The 21,214-nt window shown below is 67.0% G+C and carries 14 protein-coding genes; 3 read left to right on the top strand and 11 right to left on the bottom strand.

The annotated features are described in order from the left end of the window. Window positions 1-5 precede the first annotated feature (5 nt). From BG61_RS32060 to BG61_RS32035, 6 genes are all read right to left on the bottom strand, one after another. Window positions 6-2,507: an ABC transporter permease gene (locus tag BG61_RS32060; protein WP_035939659.1), complete on the bottom strand. Its 2,502-nt coding sequence runs from the start codon at window positions 2,505-2,507 to the stop codon at window positions 6-8. Window positions 2,508-2,566: 59 nt separating this feature from the next. Then, window positions 2,567-3,184 (bottom strand): DUF4126 domain-containing protein, encoded by a 618-nt coding sequence (locus tag BG61_RS32055; protein WP_035939657.1) that lies wholly within the window; start codon window positions 3,182-3,184, stop codon window positions 2,567-2,569. Between the two features lie 261 nt (window positions 3,185-3,445). Next, on the bottom strand, window positions 3,446-3,766 hold the full coding sequence (gene sugE / locus BG61_RS32050) for a quaternary ammonium compound efflux SMR transporter SugE (protein WP_035939655.1): 321 nt from the start codon (window positions 3,764-3,766) through the stop codon (window positions 3,446-3,448). 185 nt (window positions 3,767-3,951) lie between these two features. Continuing rightward, window positions 3,952-4,452: a hypothetical protein gene (locus tag BG61_RS32045; RefSeq protein ID WP_035939630.1), complete on the bottom strand. Its 501-nt coding sequence runs from the start codon at window positions 4,450-4,452 to the stop codon at window positions 3,952-3,954. Between the two features lie 32 nt (window positions 4,453-4,484). After that, window positions 4,485-5,048 carry a peroxiredoxin gene (locus BG61_RS32040; protein WP_035939628.1) on the bottom strand — a complete coding sequence of 188 codons (564 nt, stop codon included), beginning with the start codon at window positions 5,046-5,048 and terminating at the stop codon, window positions 4,485-4,487. Between the two features lie 83 nt (window positions 5,049-5,131). Continuing rightward, entirely contained in the window at window positions 5,132-6,418 is a 1,287-nt protein-coding gene (locus tag BG61_RS32035; RefSeq protein ID WP_129572333.1) for an EAL and HDOD domain-containing protein, read from the bottom strand. Window positions 6,419-6,894: 476 nt separating this feature from the next. Between BG61_RS32035 and BG61_RS32030 the strand changes: the two genes are divergently transcribed. After that, window positions 6,895-8,847 (top strand): putative bifunctional diguanylate cyclase/phosphodiesterase, encoded by a 1,953-nt coding sequence (locus BG61_RS32030; protein ID WP_035939626.1) that lies wholly within the window; start codon window positions 6,895-6,897, stop codon window positions 8,845-8,847. Between the two features lie 155 nt (window positions 8,848-9,002). After that, window positions 9,003-10,478: an HDOD domain-containing protein gene (locus BG61_RS32025; RefSeq protein ID WP_035939625.1), complete on the top strand. Its 1,476-nt coding sequence runs from the start codon at window positions 9,003-9,005 to the stop codon at window positions 10,476-10,478. Between the two features lie 936 nt (window positions 10,479-11,414). Here BG61_RS32025 and BG61_RS32020 read toward each other — a convergent pair. Then, entirely contained in the window at window positions 11,415-13,097 is a 1,683-nt protein-coding gene (locus BG61_RS32020) for a methyl-accepting chemotaxis protein (protein WP_035939652.1), read from the bottom strand. 338 nt (window positions 13,098-13,435) lie between these two features. Between BG61_RS32020 and BG61_RS32015 the strand changes: the two genes are divergently transcribed. After that, on the top strand, window positions 13,436-14,692 hold the full coding sequence (locus tag BG61_RS32015; RefSeq protein ID WP_035939623.1) for an MFS transporter: 1,257 nt from the start codon (window positions 13,436-13,438) through the stop codon (window positions 14,690-14,692). 1,073 nt (window positions 14,693-15,765) lie between these two features. On the opposite strand, the gene kdpE is transcribed toward BG61_RS32015, so the two are convergent. The 4 genes from kdpE to kdpB all read right to left on the bottom strand — a co-directional run. Next, on the bottom strand, window positions 15,766-16,464 hold the full coding sequence (gene kdpE, locus BG61_RS32010; RefSeq protein WP_035939925.1) for a two-component system response regulator KdpE: 699 nt from the start codon (window positions 16,462-16,464) through the stop codon (window positions 15,766-15,768). Continuing rightward, window positions 16,461-19,280 carry a sensor histidine kinase gene (locus BG61_RS32005; RefSeq protein WP_035939924.1) on the bottom strand — a complete coding sequence of 940 codons (2,820 nt, stop codon included), beginning with the start codon at window positions 19,278-19,280 and terminating at the stop codon, window positions 16,461-16,463. Before BG61_RS32005 ends, kdpE begins: the two co-directional genes overlap by 4 nt. Window positions 19,281-19,329: 49 nt before the next feature. Continuing rightward, window positions 19,330-19,914: a potassium-transporting ATPase subunit KdpC gene (gene kdpC, locus BG61_RS32000; RefSeq protein WP_035939922.1), complete on the bottom strand. Its 585-nt coding sequence runs from the start codon at window positions 19,912-19,914 to the stop codon at window positions 19,330-19,332. A 153-nt stretch (window positions 19,915-20,067) separates the two neighbouring features. Beyond that, a partial coding sequence (gene kdpB, locus BG61_RS31995) for a potassium-transporting ATPase subunit KdpB (RefSeq protein ID WP_035942564.1) occupies window positions 20,068-21,214 on the bottom strand: 1,147 nt, incomplete at its 5' end.

Below are 21,214 nucleotides of genomic sequence, written 5' to 3'. Positions count from 1 at the left end.
AATGTCTATGCGTCGCGCAGCGACTGCAGCGCGGGGCGCGCGAGCACGCGCCGCAGGCTCAGCCAGCCGCCGACACCCGCGCACGCCACGCCCGCCGCGATGCCGGCGGGCAGCAGCCACGGATTGAAGTCGATGTGAAACTCGAACACGCGCGAGGCCAGCACGTAGCCGATCGCCTGCGCGCCGATCGCGGCCATCAGCCCCGCGAGCGCACCCACGGCGACGAACTCGGCCACCTGCACCGCGCGCACCTGCTGATGCGACGCGCCGAGGGCGCGCAGGAGCGCCGACTCGCGCATGCGCTCGTCGCGCGTGCCCGCGAGCGCCGCGTACAGCACGAGCACGCCCGCGGCGAGCGTGAACAGGAACAGGAACTGCACCGCGCCGATCACCTGCGCGATCGTGCGCTGGATCTGCGCGAGGATCGGCGCGGTATCGATGGCGGTCACGTTCGGGTAGATGCCGACGAGGCCGTCGATCATCGTCTGCCGGCCCGCCGGCAGATAGAAGCTCGTGATGAACGTCGCCGGCAGGTCCGCGAGCGCGGCGGGCGGCATCAGCACGAAGAAATTGACCTTGAAGGAATTCCAGTCGAGCTTGCGCACGCTCGTGACCGGCCCTTCCACCTGCAGCCCCGCGACATCGAAGCGCAGCGTGTCGCCGAGCTTCACGTTGATCGTCTTCGCGAGCCCCTGCTCGATCGACACCTGTGGCTTGTCTCTCGCGCCGAACCAGCCGCCCTCCACCACGCGGTTGTCGCCCGGCAGCTCGGTCGTGTAGGACAGGTTGAATTCGCGGTCAACGAGGCGTTTCGCGTCGGCTTTCTGGTAGTCGTCGGGACTCACCGGCTTGCCATTGATCGCGACGAGCCGGCCGCGCACCATCGGCGAAAGCGCCGCGTCCGGCTGGCCGTGCTGTTTCAGGTAGGTCGCGACCCCCGCGCGCTGGTCCGGCTGGATGTCGATCAGGAACTGGTTCGGCGCGTCGGGGGGCGTCGATTCGCGCCAGCCGGCGATCAGGTCGTTGCGCGTCATCGCGATCAGCAAAAGGCACATCAGGCCGATGCCGAGCGCCGTGATCTGCAGCGCGCTCGCGCCGCTCCTGCGCTCGAGCGAGGCGAGCGCATAGCGCCAGCCGACGCCCGCGCCGCTCCTCTCCCGGCGCACGTAGCGCGCCGTCGCCCAGAGCGCGAGGCGCGCCACGGCGCCGAACACGAGCAGCCCGCCCGCGAAGCCGCCCGCCACGATGCCGCCGAGCTTCAGTTCGCCCGCCGCGATCACGAGCAGGCCCGCGAACAGCAGCACGCCCAGGCTGTACGCGGCGTACGCGACGCGCTGCGCATCGCCGATCTCGCGCCGGATCACGCGCACGGGCGGCACGCGCGTGAGCGGCAGAAGCGGCGGCAGCGCGAAGCCGAGCAGCAGCACGAGGCCCATCGCGATGCCCTGCACCGCGGGCCAGAGCGTCGGCGCCGGCAGTTCGACCTCGACGAGCGCGCCGAGCCAGTTGAGCAGGACGAGGTGGCCGCCGAAGCCGAGCACGACGCCCGCCACGCTGCCTAGCACGCCGACGATCAGGAACTCGCCGGCGAAGAGCGCGCGCAGCGTGCGCTGGCTCACGCCGAGGCAGCGCATCGCGGCGCAGCCGTCGAGGTGCCGGCGCGCAAAGCGGTGGGCCGCCATCGCGATCGCGACCGCCGCGAGGAGCGCCGTCAGCAGCGAGACGAGCGTGAGAAAGTGGCTCGCGCGGTCGATGGTCTGGCGCACCTGCGGCTGGCCGTCCGAAAGCGACTCGAGCGTCACGCCGCGCAGCTTGCCGCCGTCGACGCGCGCACGTGCCCACGCCGCGAAGTGCTCAACCTCTGCATCCGGTCCCGCGACGAGCAGCCGGTACGTCACGCGGCTCCCGTAGCTGATGAGCCCCGTGCCCGCGATCTCGTCGGCGCGCATCATCAGGCGTGGCGAAAAGCTCACGAACGAGAAGCCGCGATCCAGTTCCCGCGTGATGACCGCGGCGACCCTGAAGGTGCGCGTGCCGACCTTCACCGTGCCGCCGACCTGCGTCTTCAGCGCGTCGAGCAGGGCCGGATCGACCCAGACGGTGCCAGGCGCGGGGATCGCGGTGGCGGGCGCATCGGACGCACCGGGCGCGGGCGCGATGCGCACCGCCCCGCGCAGCGGATACCCTGGCGACACGCCCTTGATCGCCGCAAGACGCGACGGAGGCTGCAGTCCGGGCTGCGCGCCGCTCCCGGTGATCATGCTGGGAAAGATCGTGGTGGTGGCGCTCGCCAGTTTCAGCGACGCCGCTTCGGCAGCGAAGGACGCATCGACGGGATGATCGGCGCGCACGACGAAGTCGGCGGCGATCATCTGGCGGGCGTCACGCTCGAGGCCCTGGCGCATCCGGTCGGCGAGAAAGCCGACGCTCGCGAGCGCCGCGACGGCGAGCACCAGCGCGAGCAGCAGCATCGTGAGCTCGCCGGCACGCCAGTCGCGCGCCGTCATCCTGACGGCCTGACGCGCGATCCGGGAAAAACCGAGGCTGTGATTCGCGGGCGCGGCGCTCAATCGTGCTTGCTCCGCAGCCGGTTGACGCTTGGCACCATGTGCTTGGCCATCCGGCTCACGCCGCCGTGCACGCCGCGCACGAGCCGCGGCAGCGCCCAGCCCGCGAACACGAGAAACGCGACCACGAGCACGAGGAAAATGACCGGCACGAAGAGCGCGAGCGTGATGCCCGCGAGCGCGCCGACGTCTTCGGTTGCCGACGCCGCCCAGTTCGACACCGGTTCCGGCGACAGGTTGATGAGCGCCCGCGTGCCGGCCTTCGCGAAATGCGAGGCGCCCGCGAGCGTGCCGCCCGCGAGTGCTGCGATGGTGAGCAGCGTCGGGTCGGCGTGGCCGAGCGAGGCGGCCGCCAGCACGGCCCCGGCGGGGATGCGGATCAGCGTGTGGATGGCGTCCCAGAGGGAATCGAAGGCGGGAATCTTGTCGGCGAAGAACTCGACGACCGCGAGAAACGCCGCGAAACCGATCACCCAGGGTGAACTCAGCACCGAGAGCGTTTCCGGCAGATGCACGAGACCCATGCGTTCGAGCACGCCCGCGACGAAGACCGTGAGGTACAGGCGCAGCCCGCTGGCCCATGAAAGGCCCGCAGCGAGCGAAATAGCTTCTAGCATTGCCGCCTCCTTGCGTGCTGCGCGCGCCGGGCGCTGCATGGGCGCGACGGCGTCGGTCGCTTGCCCCGGAGTTGCCGGGAGAAGCCGCCGGCATCGAAGAAGATACCGGCAATCAGGGGTTATCGGGTGCGGCTGGGCACAACTAATTCGAGATGACTTCAGATCATTATAGCCACGCTGCGCCAGGCCTTGCAGGATCAGGAGCAGGAGTGTGCGTTCCACGCCGCACCGGGGGCGCACCCGGAGGTGCGCGTTCGCACCTCAGTGGCCCGACGACATCTTCAGCCCGACGAGCCCGATCACGATCAGCGCCGCGCTCGCGACCCGTGCGACGCTCGCCGCCTCGCCCATCACGATGATGCCGAAGACGAACGCGCCGACCGCGCCGATGCCCGTCCAGACGGCGTAGGCCGTGCCGAGCGGCAGCTGACGCATCGCGAGGGCAAGCAGCACGAAGCTGCCGACCGCGGTGACGAGCGTGAACACCGACGGCCAGAGCCGCGTGAACCCTTCGGAGGTCTTGAGACCGGCGGCCCAGGCCACTTCGAGCAGGCCGGCGATGAGAAGAAGAATCCAGGACATCGAGGAAAACTCCATGGGAAACATGGGGTCGTCCCCGGTGAGTCGATTGCGCGCGCGGTCGTCCGCGTGGCTGTAGGCGAACCGTAATTGTACCAAAAAGGTGCATGGCGGTCCTGAGCGCGCATTTTCGCTTTTTCCTGGCGATGCGGAGGGATACGGGTATCACGGGTGATCAAACGGCACCCCTACAGCTTCTGCTCCACCGCCAGCGACAGAATCCGTGCCCACTTGCGGGCCTCGCGCCGGTCGCGCATCGGCAGGAGCCACTCGCCGCGTTTCGGGTCCTTCACGTCGAGCGCGACCTGCCATTCTCCCGGACCTCCCGCGCCTGCCGCCCCGCCCGCCGCCTGCTGGACGCGGGCGCCGCGCAGGTCCGCGAAGATGTAGCCGCCGCGCTCGTCGCCGACGCGCAGGTCGCACAGCCGCTTGCCCGCCGCGAGCCGCACGCCGCCCCACTCGCACTCGAGCTCGTGCGTCCAGTCGCCGCCTTTCGAGCGCGCAACGTTCGGCGCGACCTCGCGCCGGCGCTGCCACCAGTACGCGATCGCGGCGGCGATCAGCGCGGCCACCACGACGGCCACGCCGGTCGCCACACCGAGCCCGAAGCGCGCCGACAGCGCGTGAAACGACCACACCGCGCCATAGATCAGCGCGACGAGCGCAACGAGGGCGAGAACGATTGGCATGGCGGCTCAGCGGGCCCGGGCGAGCGCGGACGTCATTGCGCCTTGTGCTTCGCGTTCCAGTCGCGCACCGCCTGCAGCGTGTTGGCGACGTGCTTCTCGGGCGAAAGGCTCGTGTATTCGTAGATCACCGTGCCGTCCGGCGCGATCACGTACGAGACGCGGTTCGCCATCGTGCTCATCATCGGCATCGACGCGTCGTAGGCCTTGATGATCTTCGACTCGGCGTCGGCGGCGACCGGGAATTTGCTGCGGCACTCGCTGACCGAAAAGCGCTTGAGCGTATCGATGTTGTCGTGCGACACGCCGATCACCGTCGCGCCTTCCGCCTGGTACTGGTCGACCGCTTCGGCGAACTCGTGGGCCTCGATCGTGCAGCCCTTCGTGAAGGCCGCCGGGTAGAAGTACAGCACGACCGGGCCCTTCTTCAGCGCGTCCGCGAGCGAATACTGGTAGACATTGCCGCCGAGCGACGCCTGCGCGACGAACGCCGGCGCGCGGTCGCCCGGCTTGAGCGTGGCGAAGGCCACGAGCGCATACGCCGCGAGTCCCGCGCCAATCGCGGCGGCGAGCATCCTGCCTGTGATGTTGCGTTTCATCGCGTGTACCCTCATATAAGACGGTGCGTCCCGGCGGCGCGCCCGCGCGCCCTATGCCATGCAACGGCGGCGCGCCGCATGTCTCATTCCAGCCGATGCGCGGCGAACCAGGTCGCCGCCTCCACCTGAAGCTTCGCGAGCACCGCGGGCGTCAGCCCGGCGAACGCGGGGCCGGACGCGACGCTCGAATCGAGTTCCGGCGCGTCGCCGCGATCGGCCGCCTGCGAGATGCGAAGCAGCGCGCCGAGCTCGCCCTGCCCGTCGACGATCGCCGCGCGGATCTCCGCCGCGAGATTGAGCCTCGCGAGAATCTCCGCGGCGGGCAGATCGACCACCACGTGCACGAGCGAAAAGATGCCCGTCATGAACGCGGCGTCGGCAAAAGCCTCGTCGGATGGACGCATGATACCCGCCGCGAGTTCCATGAAGCGTGCGCGCGTGCCGACGAGCTGCACGAGCGGGTCGGAGCGCCACGGCAGGCCGCGCCCGTCCGCGTAGAGCAGCAGTTGCGTCCAGCGCATGATCTGCCGCGTGCCGGTGGCCGTGATCGCATCACGCAGCGACGACACGCGCCGCCCCAACCCGAATGCGCTGGAATTGGCGAGCCGCAGGAGTTGCAGGACGACACCCGGGTTCAGCTTCAGTTCGGCTTCGAGCTCGCCGATGCCCGGGTCGCCCGCGAGCAGCGCCAGAAGCCGCAGCAGCGCCGTGCGCGACGGGCTCGCGCGGCGGCTCGCGAGCACCTGCGGCCGCGCGAAGAAATAGCCCTGAAAGAGGTCGAAGCCCAGCTTGCGGGCCTGCGCGAAATGCTGGTGCGTCTCGATCTTTTCGGCGATGAGCGTCTTGCCGTGCCGCTTGAGCGTGGCGGCAAGCTCGGGCAGGTCGCCCTGCCCGGCCGCGAGGAAATCGATCTTGACCGTGTCCACGTAGGGCAGCACGCCGAGGAGCGCGTCGTCGAGCTGCACGACGTCGTCGAGCGCGAACTGAAAGCCCGCGGCGCGCAACTGGGCACAGCGCTTGAGGAGCGCGTCGTCGAAGGTGACGGTCTCCAGCACTTCGAGCACGAACCGCTCGGGCGGCATGATGTGGACGATGTCGTCGAAGAGCAGCGTCCGGTTCATGTTCACGTACCCGCGATAGTCGCCGAGCACCGCCGAGAGCCCGATCTCGCCCACCGTGCGCGCCACCACGTGGGCCGTCGCCTGGAAGTCGTCGTGCACGCGTGCGAGGTTCTCCGGGCTGTCGCGAAAGAGCAGCTCGTACGCGTGGAGCGCGCCGTGGGGATCGAGGATCGGCTGGCGGCCGAGATAGACGCTCTCCGGCTCGCGCAATTCGCCCGGCCCGGGCGGCGGCAAGGAATCACGCATCATTCGAACGCCATTCGGAAGGCACCGCGCACCGGCGGCCAGGCACAGGCGCTGACGCCGGCACAAGCCGGAGGCAACGCGCATCATGCTGGGGCGGGCAGGTCGAAGGTACGGTTGGCATCGGTAAGACGCGGCATCGGTCACACACAGCAGCGGCATGCACGCCGCGCAGGTCGGTAGAAAATACTTGAACGCTTCTTCGCGCCACTGTAACCGAAATTACGGACTTGAAGCAGCATAAAAGACCCGTACGACAAAGTCTCGACACGTCGATGGACGCAGGGTTCCCGCTAACGATTGCGCCAGGCGCGCGCGGCTAAAGAATTTCGCGGCGAGGCCGATAACCTGCCTGATAGGGCGTGTACCTGATGTGCAGGATTTCCCCAAGCGGGCACGCGGTTGCGGCTTGCCCGGACGTGTCGGGCAAGCCGCTGCTCGTCCATCGACAGGTCGCGCCACCAGAAGGTCAATACGAGAACATGCAAGCGAACCGGATCACCGCCTCTCGCCGGAACCCCTGGCGCACCGCCCTCGACGCCGTTCGCGGCCTCTTCGGGGCGAGGCGCGCCGCAGCGCCGGCGACGGACGACACGGCCCACGCCGGCGCAACCGATGCCGCCGCGGCGCCCGATCTTCCGCCCGCCGCCGCTCGATCCGCGCGAGAAGCCGCCGACCCGTCCACCCTGCAGAGTTTGCCCGCGTTGGCCGCGGCAGACGAGGCCGGCGCGTACTCCGGCGCCGCGCTCGAAGTGACGCTCGGTACCGTCGACTTCCTCGCGCAGCTCGACGACAAGCTGCGCTTCCAGTACGTCTCCGATGCGAGCATCGGCTTCATCGGCTATCACCGCGACTATCTGCGCACGCTGACGCTGCACGACCTCGTGCCGCTCACCGAAGCCGACGAACTGAACGCGCTCGTCGCGCGGGCGCACGCGAGCGGCAAGCTCGAATCGGCGACGCTTTCGCTCGTCAAGTCGCTGACCTATCCGATCTGCGTCGAGCTGCGGATGCGCTCGACCGCGCCGCAGGGCGTGCCGGGCTTCGCGCTCGCCGCGTTCGACGTGTCGCACTGGCGCGACAGCGAAGCGAAGCTGCGCCACGCGCTCAACCACGACCGGCTCACCGGCCTCGAAAACCTCACCGCGCTCATTCCCGCGCTCAACGCCGTGCAGGCCGAGGCCGAGCACACGCGCACGCAGGCGGCGCTCGTGCTCATCGACATCGACGACTACCAGCGCATCAACCGCGCGCTCGGCTACGACGCGGGCGACGACATGCTGCGCGAGACCGCGCGCCGCATCCAGCACACGGCTGGGCACGGCGAGCGGGTGGCGCGCGTCGCGAGCGACGAGTTCGCCGTGCTGCTGCCCGCGGGCACGAACGCCGAAAGCGCGGAGAACCTCGGGCGGCGACTCTTGACCGCGATCGCGCAGCCGTACCGGCATCGCGGGCAGCACACGCACCTGTCGGCGAGCGTCGGCGTCGCGCTCTATCCGGACCAGGCCGACCCGGCGAACAGCGCGCCCGGCACCGTCGATGCGCACCTGCTGCGCATGGCCGACCACGCGCTCACGCAGGCGAAGGCCGCGGGCGGCAACACGCTCGTCTTCCATGCCCCCGACGACGATCCCACCGATGCCGAACGCCTGAAGCTCGAAGCCGACCTCTACGAAGCCGTGCGCAATGGCGAGTTCTCGCTTCACTTCCAGCCGATCACGAGCAGCCAGTCGGGCGGCGTGGTCGGGGTGGAGGCGCTGATGCGCTGGCAGCATCCGGTGCACGGGCTCGTGCCGCCCTCGACGTTCATTCCCCTTGCCGAATCGATCGGTCTCATCAACTACCTGGGCAACTGGGTGCTGAAAGCCGCCTGCATGCAGCTCGTGCAGTGGGACGCGCTCGGCATCCGGCTCGAGTACGTGTCGGTTAACGTGTCGCCGCAGCAGTTCCGCGACAAGCGCTTCACGTTCGCCGTGCAGGAAGCGCTCGCGCTGACCGGACTGAACCCGCGGCGGCTCGTGTTCGAAATCACCGAGAGCCTGCTCATGCACGACCCGGAGGAAGCCACGCTGCTCCTGGAAACGCTGACGGCGCTCGGCATCCGCTTCGCCGTCGACGACTTCGGCACCGGCTACTCGAGCCTCGCCTATCTTCAGCGCTTTCCGCTCTCCAAGCTTAAAATCGACCGCAGCTTCGTCGAAAACCTGCTGACCTCGCGCAACAACCGCGCGATCGTGAGCGCGGTGGTGGGGCTTGCGCAGTCACTCGGGCTGGAACTGGTCGCCGAAGGCGTCGAGACCGAGGCGCAGCGCGACCTCCTGACGGAAATGGGCTGCGATCACATGCAGGGCTGGCTCATCAGCCACGCGCTGCCGTCGGACGAGCTTGCCCGGTCCTTTCAGTCGAACTCGCTCTACCTGCACGAGGCATTATGAGACAAAGGCGCGTTCGTGTTTTAATCAGACAACGTGCCGCGAAACCTCGTTTCAACGTGTATCGTTTCGACTTGCATCGTTTCGGCTCAGAGTCGCTGATTGACGCCGCACCGGTTTCTCCGGCACGGCACGGGTAGGGTTTTCACACAATACGCATGGCAAGCACCGTCAAGGCCGAACTACTGGACAAGCTGTGGATGCGCATGAGCGAGCGCGGGGATTTCCCCATGCTCTCGCAGGCGCTGCGCACCACTGTGTCCGCGATGAGCGACGACGACCTCGACTTCACCGCGCTGGTTCAAGTCGTGCTGTCGGACTTCGGCCTCACGCAGAAGGTGCTGCGGCTCGCCAATTCGGCGATGTACATGGCCTTCGGCGGCAACATCACGACTGTCACGCGCGCGCTGATGGTGCTTGGCATGGATGCGGTCGGCCATCTGGTCGTGGGCCTCAAGCTCGTCGACCACTTTCATCACAGCGCGCCGCGCCGCATCGACGCGAAGCTCGAACTCAACCGCACCCTGCTCTCGGGCGCGGTCGCGCGCCAGATCACCGAGCGCACCGACCTGCGCTCCGCCGAGGAGGCGGTCGTCTGCACGCTGATGCGGCAGATCGGCAAGCTGCTCGTCGCGTTCTACCTGGAAAGCGAGTGGGACCAGTTGCGCCGCAAGGCCGCGAGCGAAAACATCAGTGACAGCCATGCGTGCGCGGTGCTGCTCGGCGTGACGTTCGAGGAGATCGGCATCGAGGCGGCGGACCGCTGGCGGCTGCCGGAGACGATCCGCGCCGGCATGCGCGCGAGCGACCCGCTCGCGCCGCCTGACGAGACCGTGCCGCGCCATGTGCGCTGGCTGCAGGCGGTCACGAACTATTCGACCGAGGTCGCCGATGCGCTCACGGCGCAGAACATGGGTCAGACCGGCCGCGAGACGCTGCTCATCGACATCGCGAACCGCTATAGCGGCGCGCTCAACACCGACGCCGAGACGCTCTCCGCGATGAGCCTTGCGCTCGCGAACGAGGAAAGCGGCGAGGGCGTGATGCGCGAGATCGGCGAGTTGCGGGCGAATGCGGATGCGATCGCGCGCGAGGGGATGTCGGCGGAGGCGAGAATCGGCGCGGGGCTCGACGACCTGCGCTCGCTGCCGTCGAAGAACGCGCTCGCGCCGGTGCTCGCGCTCGCGTCGGAAGCGGTGCTCGCGGGGCTCGGGCTATCGCGCACGGTGGTGTTCGTGCGGCAGGCCAACGACGAGTTTCACGCCCGTCTCGGGCTCGGACCCAATGTCGAGCGGATGCTGCCCGCGCTGCAGTTCGCGGCCGAGTTCCGGCCCGACGTGTTCCATCTCGCGATCTCGAACCCGGTGGGCATCTTTATCGAGAATGCGCGCGATCCGCGCATCGAGGCGCGTCTGCCGCGCTGGTTCAAGGAGTCGTTCGGTGACGCGCAGGCCTTCGTCCTTTTGCCCGTGAAGGCAAACGATGCGACTGTCGCGCTGGTGTACGGCGACTGGACGCATGCGCAGCACGTGCGCAAGATCACCGCGCCGGAGATGGGCGCGCTCAATGAGCTCACGCGGGAGCTGAGCCGCTTTTTTTCCAGTGCGGACTGGAAGGAAGTCGAACTGATCTGAGGGATGGCGCTGGCGCTCGGGGTTGTGGTTTTACGCCGTTTGATGCGCTTCGGCTTCTGGTTGACTCTGCCTTGTTCGCGGTCTATTGGCTTCGGCCCTGTGTGGCCGCTGGCGCTCGGGGTTCGGGGGTTGGGCTTCGGGCTTCTACACCGTTTGATGCGCTTCGGCCTCTATGAAACTTGCTTGGTTCGCGGTCTATTAGCTCGCCCCTGTGCGGGGCGGCAGTCACTTTCTTTGCTGCTGCAAAGAAAGTAACCAAAGAAAGCAGCCATTTCGCCCGCAATTCCTTTTGTTCCCACCCACCAACCTGGCACAGCCCCTTAGTGTCACCCCCACAAATCCCACCGCCTTGGCCCGCGGACCCACTGAGACAACGCACCCTCCAACGCAGTGGTAAGCACTTCGTTTCGCTCCCTCCTCGCTGCGCTCGGACGTCGGGCACATCACAAACCAGCGCTTCGCTCCAGTCTCGCGTTTAGCAACGCGCCACCGATTGCACCTGTCGTCAGAGCGAAGCGAAGACGGATGAATGACTGTCTTACCACTTTGTCTGAAGGTGCGATGACACAGTGGGTCCGCGTACCTATCCGCGTAGCGTACAGAGGCGGACACTCCGACGGTCGGGCCACTCAGGATGGGTCAAGTGTGGTCACGTCCTGACACCGCTGAGCCCATAGCTGCTTTCTTTGGTCACTTTCTTTGCAGCAGCAAAGAAAGTGACTGCTGCCCCGCACAGGGGCGAAGCTAATAAACCAAGAACAAAGCAAGTTTCATAGAGGCCGAAGTGCATCAAACGGTGTAGAAGCCCGAACCCCGAGCGCCAGCGGCCACATAGGTGCGAAGCCAATAGACCGATAGCAACGCAAGTTTCACAGAAGCCCAAGCGCATCAAACGGTTGAACAAACACCAAACCCGAGCGCCAGCGACCAAACCTCTCACCTCAGCTGAAACTTCCCGACGAGATTCTTGAGCGCCCTCGCCTGATCGTCGAGCGATTGCGCCGCGGCCGCCGCCTGCTCCACCAGTGCGGCGTTCTGCTGCGTGCCCGCGTCCATCTGCGTGACCGCGCGGTTGATCTCCTCGATGCCGCTGCTCTGCTCGGCGGAAGCCGCCGAAATCTCGCCCATGATGTCCGTCACGCGCTTGACCGCCTTCACGACCTCGTCCATCGTGGCGCCGGCTTCCGTGGCGTAGGTCGAGCCGTCGGTCACGCGTGACACGGACGCGTGAATCAGCCCCTTGATCTCCTTCGCCGCCGCCGACGAGCGCTGCGCAAGGCTGCGCACCTCGCCCGCGACCACCGCGAAACCGCGCCCTTCCTCGCCCGCGCGCGCCGCCTCGACGGCCGCGTTCAGCGCAAGAATATTGGTCTGGAACGCGATGCCCTCGATCACGCCGATGATGTCGCCAATGCTCTTCGCGCTCGCGTTGATCTGCTCCATCGTCGCAACCACGCGGCCCACCACCTCACCGCCCTTTTGCGCGATCTCCGACGCGTTGTGCGCGAGCATGCTCGCCTGCTTCGCGTTATCGGCGTTCTGGCGCACCGTGGACGTGAGCTGCTCCATGCTCGTCGCGGTCTTTTCGAGCGCGACCGCCTGCTCTTCCGTGCGGTGCGACAGATCGACGTTGCCCGTGGAAATCTCGCTCGACGCCGACGCAATTGCCTCGGCGCTGGCGGCGATCTCGCCGACCGTCGACGACAATCCCGACTGCATCTCGGAAAGCGCGCAAAGCATGCTCGCGCTGTCGCGCTTCCCGATCTCGATGCGGTTCGACAGGTCGCCCGCGGCGATGCGGCTCGCAATTTCCTTCGCGTAGCCCGGCTCGCCGCCCAACTGGCCCGCTAGCCGGCGCACGACCCACTCGCTCACGACGATCGCGAGCACGAAGAGCGCCGCGGTCAGCGCAAGGACCATCACGAACGACGAGTGATAGATGAAGTCGGCGGCATCGATGGTCGTCTTGGCCGCGGCACCGCGGCGCGCCACGAGTTCGTCGACCATCTTTTCGAGCTTGCCGGTTTCCACGAGCAGCGACACGTCCTGAATGCCGACTTGCCAGTTCATCTGCGAAAGGTCGAGCGGCTGCTCCTTCACGAGCTTGACGAACGTGCGCAAATGCTCGCTCCACGCGCCGGCCGCGCCCGTGAAGCGCTTGTGCTGCGCGACGGCGTCGTGATCGGATGCGTCGATGTATTGCTGCAACTGAGCCTGCGCCCGGCCGATCTCGCCAAGCGCCTGATCGATCTGCACGCCGAGTTCGTCGCGCTCCTTCGCGGTCGTCGCGGTAAGGAGCATCTTCTGCGAGCGGCTCGCGCGCAGCACGTAGCCGCGCGTTTCCTCGGCGGCGCGGCTCGCGAAGCCCTGCTTGTAGATGGATTCCGTCGAGCCGTTCAGGCGGCTGATCTGCGTGAGCGCGATGCCGCCGATGGCAAGCGTGCCCGCCAGGACGATCGCGAAGGCGAGCCGCAGCGACGTCTTCACGCTTAGGTCACCCTTGCCGCCCTTCCTGCCCGCCGACGGGCGCGAACTCGCGCGTTGCGCAGACCGGTCGGTGGCTTGTTCGTCCGAGACGAAGCCCGCGCCGGAACTGCCGCGTAGCGAAAACGGTTTCATCGATTCAATCCCCGAATATTCCTGGTTCCCGGCCGGCGCCTCGTTCCGGCGCACGCCCGCATTTCTGGTCTACGGCACTTTCGTTGCGCTTCTTTAGTTTTTGCGGCGCCCGCCCGGCATGAATGCCAGGCGAGCCCCGCTGCGCGATTCGCGCCGCCGATGCGGCGTTATAACCGGCCAAAAATGCTCGCGCCGCGCAGACCACGGACGAAATGCGCTGTCCGTTTCGCGACAAAGGTTGGCAGGACAACGCATACAGGACACATTACACTTCCCAGTAATTCAGTCCGCGCATAAATCGGACGCCGATAACCGAGACAACCTTTCCCAGATTCGCCATGCAGACAAGCATCGACAAGAACACGCTCGACGCCTCGGCGTCGAGCGGAGCAGCCACCCCGGCGAGCGCGGCCAATCCGCAACGCACGGTCTATTCGGTCCTCGGGGCGATCAGCTTTTCGCACCTGCTCAACGACATGATCCAGTCGCTGATTCTCGCGATCTACCCGATGTTCAAGAGCGAGTTCGCGCTGTCGTTCGGTCAGATCGGGCTCATCACGCTGACGTACCAGATCACGGCGTCGCTTCTGCAGCCGCTCGTCGGGCTTTACACCGACAAGCATCCGAAGCCGTGGTCCCTGCCGGTCGGCATGGGCTTCACGCTGTCGGGGCTTCTGCTGATGTCGGTGGCAGGCAATTTCGGAACGCTGCTCGTCGCGGCGGCGCTGGTGGGGTGCGGGTCGTCGGTGTTTCACCCGGAGTCGTCGCGGGTCGCGCGGATGGCCTCGGGCGGCAAGCACGGTCTCGCGCAGTCGCTCTTTCAGGTCGGCGGGAATGCGGGGTCGTCGCTTGGACCGCTGCTTGCCGCGCTGATCGTGATTCCGCACGGCCAGAAGAGCATTGCGTGGTTTTCGGCGGCGGCGCTCGTCGCTATTGTCGTGCTCGCGAACATCGGGCGCTGGTACAAGCGCCACCCCGCGACGAAGAAGGGTGCGCGTGCCCACGCCGCGCATGCCACGCTGCCGCGCGGCAAGGTCCTCACGGCGATGAGCGTGCTGGTGCTGCTCGTGTTCTCGAAGTATTTCTACATGGCGAGCATCACGAGCTATTTCACGTTCTATCTGATCAGCCGCTTCGGGCTGTCGGTGCAGGCGGCGCAGGTGCATCTGTTCGTGTTCCTGGCGGCAGTGGCGGCAGGCACGATCATCGGCGGCCCGGTGGGCGACAGGATCGGGCGCAAGGTCGTGATCTGGGTATCGATTCTCGGCGTCGCGCCGTTCACGCTGCTGCTGCCGTATGCGAACCTGTTCTGGACGGGCGTGCTCACGGTCGTGATCGGGCTCGTGCTGGCGTCGGCGTTCTCCGCGATTCTGGTCTATGCACAGGAGCTGATTCCGGGCAAGGTCGGCATGGTCGCAGGGCTCTTCTTCGGCTTCGCGTTCGGCATGGGCGGCGTGGGCGCGGCCGTTCTCGGGCATCTCGCCGATACGACCAGCATCGATTACGTCTACAAGCTCTGCTCGTTCCTGCCGCTGATCGGGGTGCTGGCGGTGCTTCTTCCACGGACGGGGCAGCCTTCGGGCGCGAAGGTCTGAAGCTTTTTTGTTCCTGGATGCGGGGTGGTCTGGTTTGGGTTGCCCCTCGGCGGGGCGGCACGGTTTGTCGTTGCTGGCGCTTGGGGTTCGGGGTTCGGGGTTCGGGGTTCGGGGTTCGGGGTTCGGGGTTCGGGGTTCGGGGTTCGGGGTTCGGGCTTCTACACCGTTTGATGCACTTCGGCTTCTATGAAACTTGTTGTGTTCGCGTTCTATTAGCTCGCCCCTGTGCGGGGCAGCAGTCACTTTCTTTGCTGCTGCAAAGAAAGTAACCAAAGAAAGCAGCTATGGGGTAAGCGGTATTAGGACGTGACCACGTTTGAGTTTTTCAGAGTGGCCCGACCGCAGGAGTGTCCGCCTCTGTTGGTTGAGCGGATAGGTACGCGGACCCACTGTGGTGTCGCGCCGCTAAACGGAGTGGTAAGGCAGTCATCCATCCGTCCTCGCTTCGCTCAGACGCGAGGTTCGCCACCACCAATCGCTTCGCTTTCTTGTCGCGCATAACAAGGCGCTTCGCTTTGTAGCTGCCGCGGCATCTGGGGCGCTTCGTCATGTCGCGGCCCGTGCCTTACACCGTGCAAACCTTACGTCGGGCACGCTGTGCCGAGACGGATGAATGACTGCCTTACCACTTTGTTCGAGGGCGCGATGCCGCAGTGGGTCCGCGTACCTATCCGCTCAACGAACAAAGGTGGACACTCCCACGGTCGGGCCACTCTGATAACTTCAAACGTGGTCACGTCCTAACGCCGTTGAGCCCATAGCTGCTTTCTTTGGTTACTTTCTTTGCAGCAGCAAAGAAAGTAACTGCTGCCCCGCACAGGGGCGTGCTAATAGAACGCGAAGAAAGCAGATTTCATGGAGGCCGAAGCGCATCAAACGGTGTAGAAGCGCGAACCCCGAGCGCCAGCGATCACCCTGTGCAAAGAAATTAACTGCAGCCCCGCACCGAGGCGAAGCTCATGAACCATTAACAAAGCAAGTTTCACAGAAGCCCAAGCGCATCAAACGAACAAAACACCAAACCCAAGCGCCCGAGGGGCAAAGCCAAAACCAGCGCTCCAGGGCTACCGCGCTCAGGTAGCCCCCACGAGCCGATATCCGACGCCAGTCTCCGTCACGATATGTTCCGGCTGCGCGGCATCGCGCTCGAGCTTCTGCCGCAGGTGCGCCATATAAATCCGAAGATAGTGGTGGCTTTCCACGTGCGACGGTCCCCACACCTCGCGCAGCAATTGCCGGTGCGTAAGCACGCGTCCCGCATGCCGCACGAGCGTCGCGAGCAGGCGATACTCGATCGGCGTCAAATGCACGAGCGCCCCGTCGCGCGTCACCTGCCGCAGCGCCAGATCGACGATGACCGCCCCGAACGCCACCTGCGGCGACTCGCTCGCCGCAGCCTGATTGCGCCGCCGCAGATGCGCCCGGATACGCGCCATCAACTCCGACACGCCAAACGGCTTGGTAAGGTAGTCGTCGGCGCCGGCATCGAGCGCGGCAACCTTCTCCTCCTCCTGCGTGCGCGCCGACAGCACGATCACCGGCAGCTCGGTCCAGCTGCGCAATTCGCGGATCACATCGATGCCGTCCGTATCCGGCAGCCCCAGATCGACAATCACAAGATCGGGCTTTCTCGTGGCGGCCTCGACGAGGCCCTGCTTTCCCGTCGGCGCCTCGTGCACCGCGATCCCCTCCGCTTCCAGCGACACGCGCACGAAACGGCGGATCTGCTTTTCGTCTTCGATCAGTACGACAGTAACGGTTGGTTCACTCATGGCGTTGTCTTCGATGCGGGAAGTTGCGGCGCCGCCGCATCCCGCTCGTCTTCTTCCAGGCCCGGCGCGGGCGGCGGTGCTTCGACGGGCAGCGTGAACCAGAAACGCGCACCCTCGATCCGCCCGTGTTCATCCGTGCGGTTCGCCGCGCCGATTGTACCGCCGTGCGCCTCGACGATCGCGCGGCAAATCGAAAGCCCGAGCCCGATCCCCGGTTTCGCCGATTCCTTCTCCCCGCGCATGAACTTCTCGAATACGCGCTCCTCCATGCTGGGCGGCAGCCCCGGTCCGGTATCGTCGATATTCACGCGCACGAACGGCTTGCGCTCGGTTTCGACGCGCTCGGCGCTGATCGCGAGGCGCGTGCCGCGCGGCGTGTATTTCGCCGCGTTCTCCAGCAGATTGGAGAAGAGCCGCTCCATCAGCACCGCGTCGAGTTGCAATAGCGGCAGATCGGCCTGCAGATGCACGTCCACCGCCCGGTCGCCGAGCACGCGCGCGCACGCCCGGAGCGCCGCGCCGACGGTCTCCTCGAGCAGCGACCACTGGCGGTTCAGGCGCAGCCCGCCCGCCTGCAGCCGCGCCATGTCGAGCAGGTTCGTGACGATGCTCGTCATGCGCAGCGATTCGTCGTGGATCGCCTCGATCAATTCCGCGTTCGCCGGCGCGCGCGTGTCGCCGTTCGCCTCGGCGAGCATCGACGCGAAGCCGACGATCGCCGTGAGCGGCGTGCGCAGGTCGTGCGAGACGGCCGAGAGCAGCGAGTTGCGCAGCCGCTCGGACTCCATCGTGACGAGCGCGTCGCGGGCGATGTCCACGTAGTGCACGCGCTCGAGCGCAAGCGCGATCTGCGCGGCGAACGCATCGAGCATGCGCTTTTGCTCGGGCACGTCGAGCTCGCCCGCCTCGCGCGTGACGACGGCAAGCACGCCGCGCGTGCGCATCGGCGCCTTCAGCGGCAGATAGAGGGCCGCGGCGGCGGGCAGCGTATCCGTGCCGCGCCCTGCGGGCTTCTGCTGGTCGTACACCCACTGGCCGACGTCGAGATCGAGCGCGCTCGCATCGAGCAGGAGCGCGCGCGAATCGGTCGTGGTGTCGTCGAGCTTCTGGCGCACCTTGTCGGCGCTGTCGGGCAGGAGCATCGCGACCTGCGCGCGAAACACCTCGCTCACATGCCGCATGCCGATGCCGACGATCTGCTCGGTCGTGAGCGCGGCGCCCAGTTCGCCCGCCATCGCGTACATCGCGCCCGTGCGCCGTTCGCGCTTTTCCGCGACGCGCGCCTCGCGCCGCAGGCTCGACGTGAGGTGGCTGATCACGAGCGACGTGAGCAGCATGCCGGCGAAGGTCAGCACGTACTGCGTGTCCGACACCGAGAGCGACATGCGCGGCGGCACGAAGAAGAAATCGAACGCCGCGACGCTCAGGAACGACAGCAGCACGCCCGGTCCGCGCCCGAGCCGCACGGCCGTGAAGACCACGCCGAGCAGATACAGCATGACGAGGTTGGCGAGGTCGATGCGGTCCCGCAGGACGCTCGCGACGAGCGTGATCGCCGCGCAGATCGCGATCGCATAGGCGTAGGCGGTCGGCGGCGAACGGTGTTCGCGCGCAGCCGACAGCGCATCGCGCCACGCGCTCGCGGCGGCGTCGGCCGGCTCGGTGGCGGCGTGGCTTCCGCCTTCGCGGGCGCGGATCAGCGTGAGATCGAGTTCGCCCGCGCGCTCGGCGAGTTCCTCGCTGAACGGACGGGCGAGCCGCCGCGCGATGCCGCGTCGCGCCGACGCGCCCGCGACGAGCTTCGACACGTTGCGCGCCTGCGCATAGCCAATCAGCGTCGCGGCGGCGTCGGCGCCCGCGAGCGTCACCGTCTCGGCGCCCAGTTCGGCGGCGAGCTTGAGCGCCTGCATCGTGCGCTCGCGCCGGGCGTCCGAGAGTTTCTGCAGGCGCGGCGTCTCGACATACGCGGCGATCCAGTCGGACTTGAGGCTTGCGGCGAGGCGCGCCGCCGCGCGCACGAGCGTCGGCGCCTCGGCACCCGGGCCGATGCAGACGAGCAGCCGGTCGCGCGCCTGCCAGATGCGCTCGATCGAGCGGTCGGCGCGATATTCGCGCATCTGCGCGTCGACGCGGTCGGCCGTGCGCCGCAGCGCGAGTTCGCGCAGCGCGATCAGGTTGCCCTTGCGAAAGAAGTTGCGTACCGCGCGCTCGGCCTGCAGCGGCATGTACACCTTGCCCTGGTTCAGGCGCTGGAGCAGTTCCTCGGGCGGCAGGTCGACGAGCGTCACTTCGTCGGCGTGATCGAGCACGCGGTCCGGCACCGTCTCGAACACGCGGATGCCGGTGATCTGGCCGACCACGTCATTGAGGCTTTCGAGGTGCTGGACGTTGACGGTCGTGTAGACGTCGATGCCCGCGTCCAGCAGTTCGTGCACGTCCTGCCAGCGCTTCAGGTGGCGCGCGCCCGGCACGTTCGAATGCGCGAGTTCGTCGACGAGGATCAGTTGCGGATGGCGCGCGAGCGCCGCGTCGAGATCGAACTCCTTCAGCGAGCGGTTGCGGTATTCGATGGCCGCGGGCGGCAGGACTTCGAGCCCTTCGAGGAGCGCCGCGGTTTCCCCGCGGCCGTGCGTTTCGACGATGCCGACCAGCACGTCGTCGCCCTCGTCGTGGCGGCGGCGCGCGGCCTGCAGCATCGCATACGTCTTGCCGACGCCAGCGGAGGCGCCGAAGAATATCTTCAGGCGTCCGCGCTGGCGCTTTTCTTCCTCACGTTGCAGCTTGTCGAGCAGTTGGTCTGGGTCGGGGCGGCTCATAAGTCTTGGTGGTCTTGGTACTGCGGCGGCCGCATGCTTGGCGGTTTGCTCAGGTCAGCGGCTTCGCGGCATCCAGAGCCAGGTTCAGCTTCAGCACGTTCACGCGCGGCTCTCCCAGTATGCCGAACTGGCGGCCGGTCGTGTAAGTGTCGATCAGCGCGTCGACGGTCGCCTTCGGCAGATTGCGCGCCTTCGCCACGCGGGCTGCCTGGTAGGCCGCGGCGGCCGGCGAGATTTCAGGGTCCAGGCCGCTGCCCGAGGCCGTCACGAGGTCGACCGGAACCGGCTGGCTCACGTCGGTGCCGGCGGCCTTGAGCGCGTCGATGCGGGCCTTGATCGCGTCCGCGAGCGCCGGGTTGGTCGGGCCCTGGTTAGAAGCGCTCGAGCCTTGCGCGTTGTAGGGCATCGGCGAAGTCGCCGACGGACGGCCCCAGAAATACTTCGGCGAATCGAACTGCTGGCCGATCAGGGCCGAGCCGACCGGTTCGCCCTTGGCGTTCCTGAGCATGCTGCCGTTCGCCTGGTCGTTGAAGGCGACCTTCCCCACGACGGTCATGAGCGCCGGGTAGGCGAGGCCGGTGATCACCGTCAGGGCAATGAAGATCACGAGCAGCGGGCGTAGTACGTTTTTCATTTGCTTAGTCCTTCGTCTGGATCGTCGTGCCGCGACGCTTCACGCTCGCCGCACGCCATCTGTGAACCTGCCTTGCTTTCAGCCGGGGCGCCGGCCGGTTGCGAAGCCAGTCCTGCGCCCCGCAGCCGGTCCATGCGCCCCGCGTCCCGGTGCTCAGGCCAATCCGAGCGCGGCGAGCACCATGTCGATCAGCTTGATCCCGATGAACGGCACGATGATCCCGCCGAGGCCGTAGATCCACAGGTTTCGTCTCAGGAGGATCGCCGCACCGAGCGGCCGGTACTTCACGCCCTTCAACGCGAGCGGAATCAGCAGCACGATGATCAGCGCATTGAAGATCACCGCCGACAGGATCGCCGACGCAGGCGTCGCGAGATGCATCACGTTGAGCGCATTGAGCGCCGGATAGGTCGTCGCGAAGGCCGCCGGGATGATCGCGAAATACTTCGCGACGTCGTTGGCGATCGAGAACGTCGTGAGCGAGCCGCGCGTCATCAGCATCTGCTTGCCGATCTCGACGATCTCGATCAGCTTCGTCGGGTTCGAGTCGAGATCGACCATGTTGCCCGCTTCCTTCGCGGCCTGCGTGCCCGTGTTCATCGCCACGGCGACGTCGGCCTGCGCGAGCGCCGGGGCGTCGTTCGTACCGTCGCCCGTCATCGCGACGAGCCGCCCTTCCGACTGGTGCGCGCGGATCGTCGCAAGCTTGGTTTCGGGCGTGGCTTCGGCCAGATAATCGTCGACGCCCGCTTCAGCCGCGATCGCCGCCGCCGTCAGGCGGTTGTCGCCCGTCACCATGATGGTCTTGATGCCCATTTTGCGCAGCGCGGCGAAACGCTCCTTGATGCCGCCCTTCACCACGTCCTTCAGCTCGATCACGCCCAGCACGCGCGCGCGCCCGTCGGCCTTCTCCGCGACCACGAGCGGCGTGCTGCCGCGGCGCGCCACCTCCGACACGGTGTTTTCTACCGAGGCGGGAAAGCGCCCGCCATGCGTTTCGACATAGCGCTTCACGGCGTCGGCGGCGCCCTTGCGGATCTCGCGCTCCGGCATATCCACGCCGCTCATGCGCGTCTGCGCGCTGAACGAGAGGAACGTTGCATGCAGCGCGGCCATGTCGCGCTGGCGGATGTTGAAGCGCGCCTTCGCCAGCACGACGATGCTGCGGCCTTCCGGCGTCTCGTCGGCGAGCGACGACAGTTGCGCCGCGTCCGCGAGCGTTTCCTGCGCGACATCGGCCGCCGGGAAGAACTCCGACGCCTGCCGGTTGCCGAGCGTGATCGTGCCGGTCTTGTCGAGC

This window comes from Caballeronia glathei (assembly GCF_000698595.1).
Lineage (GTDB): Bacteria > Pseudomonadota > Gammaproteobacteria > Burkholderiales > Burkholderiaceae > Caballeronia > Caballeronia glathei.
The sequence above is the reverse complement of the archived record's forward strand: the minus strand, read 5'-3'. Positions and strand labels throughout refer to the sequence as shown.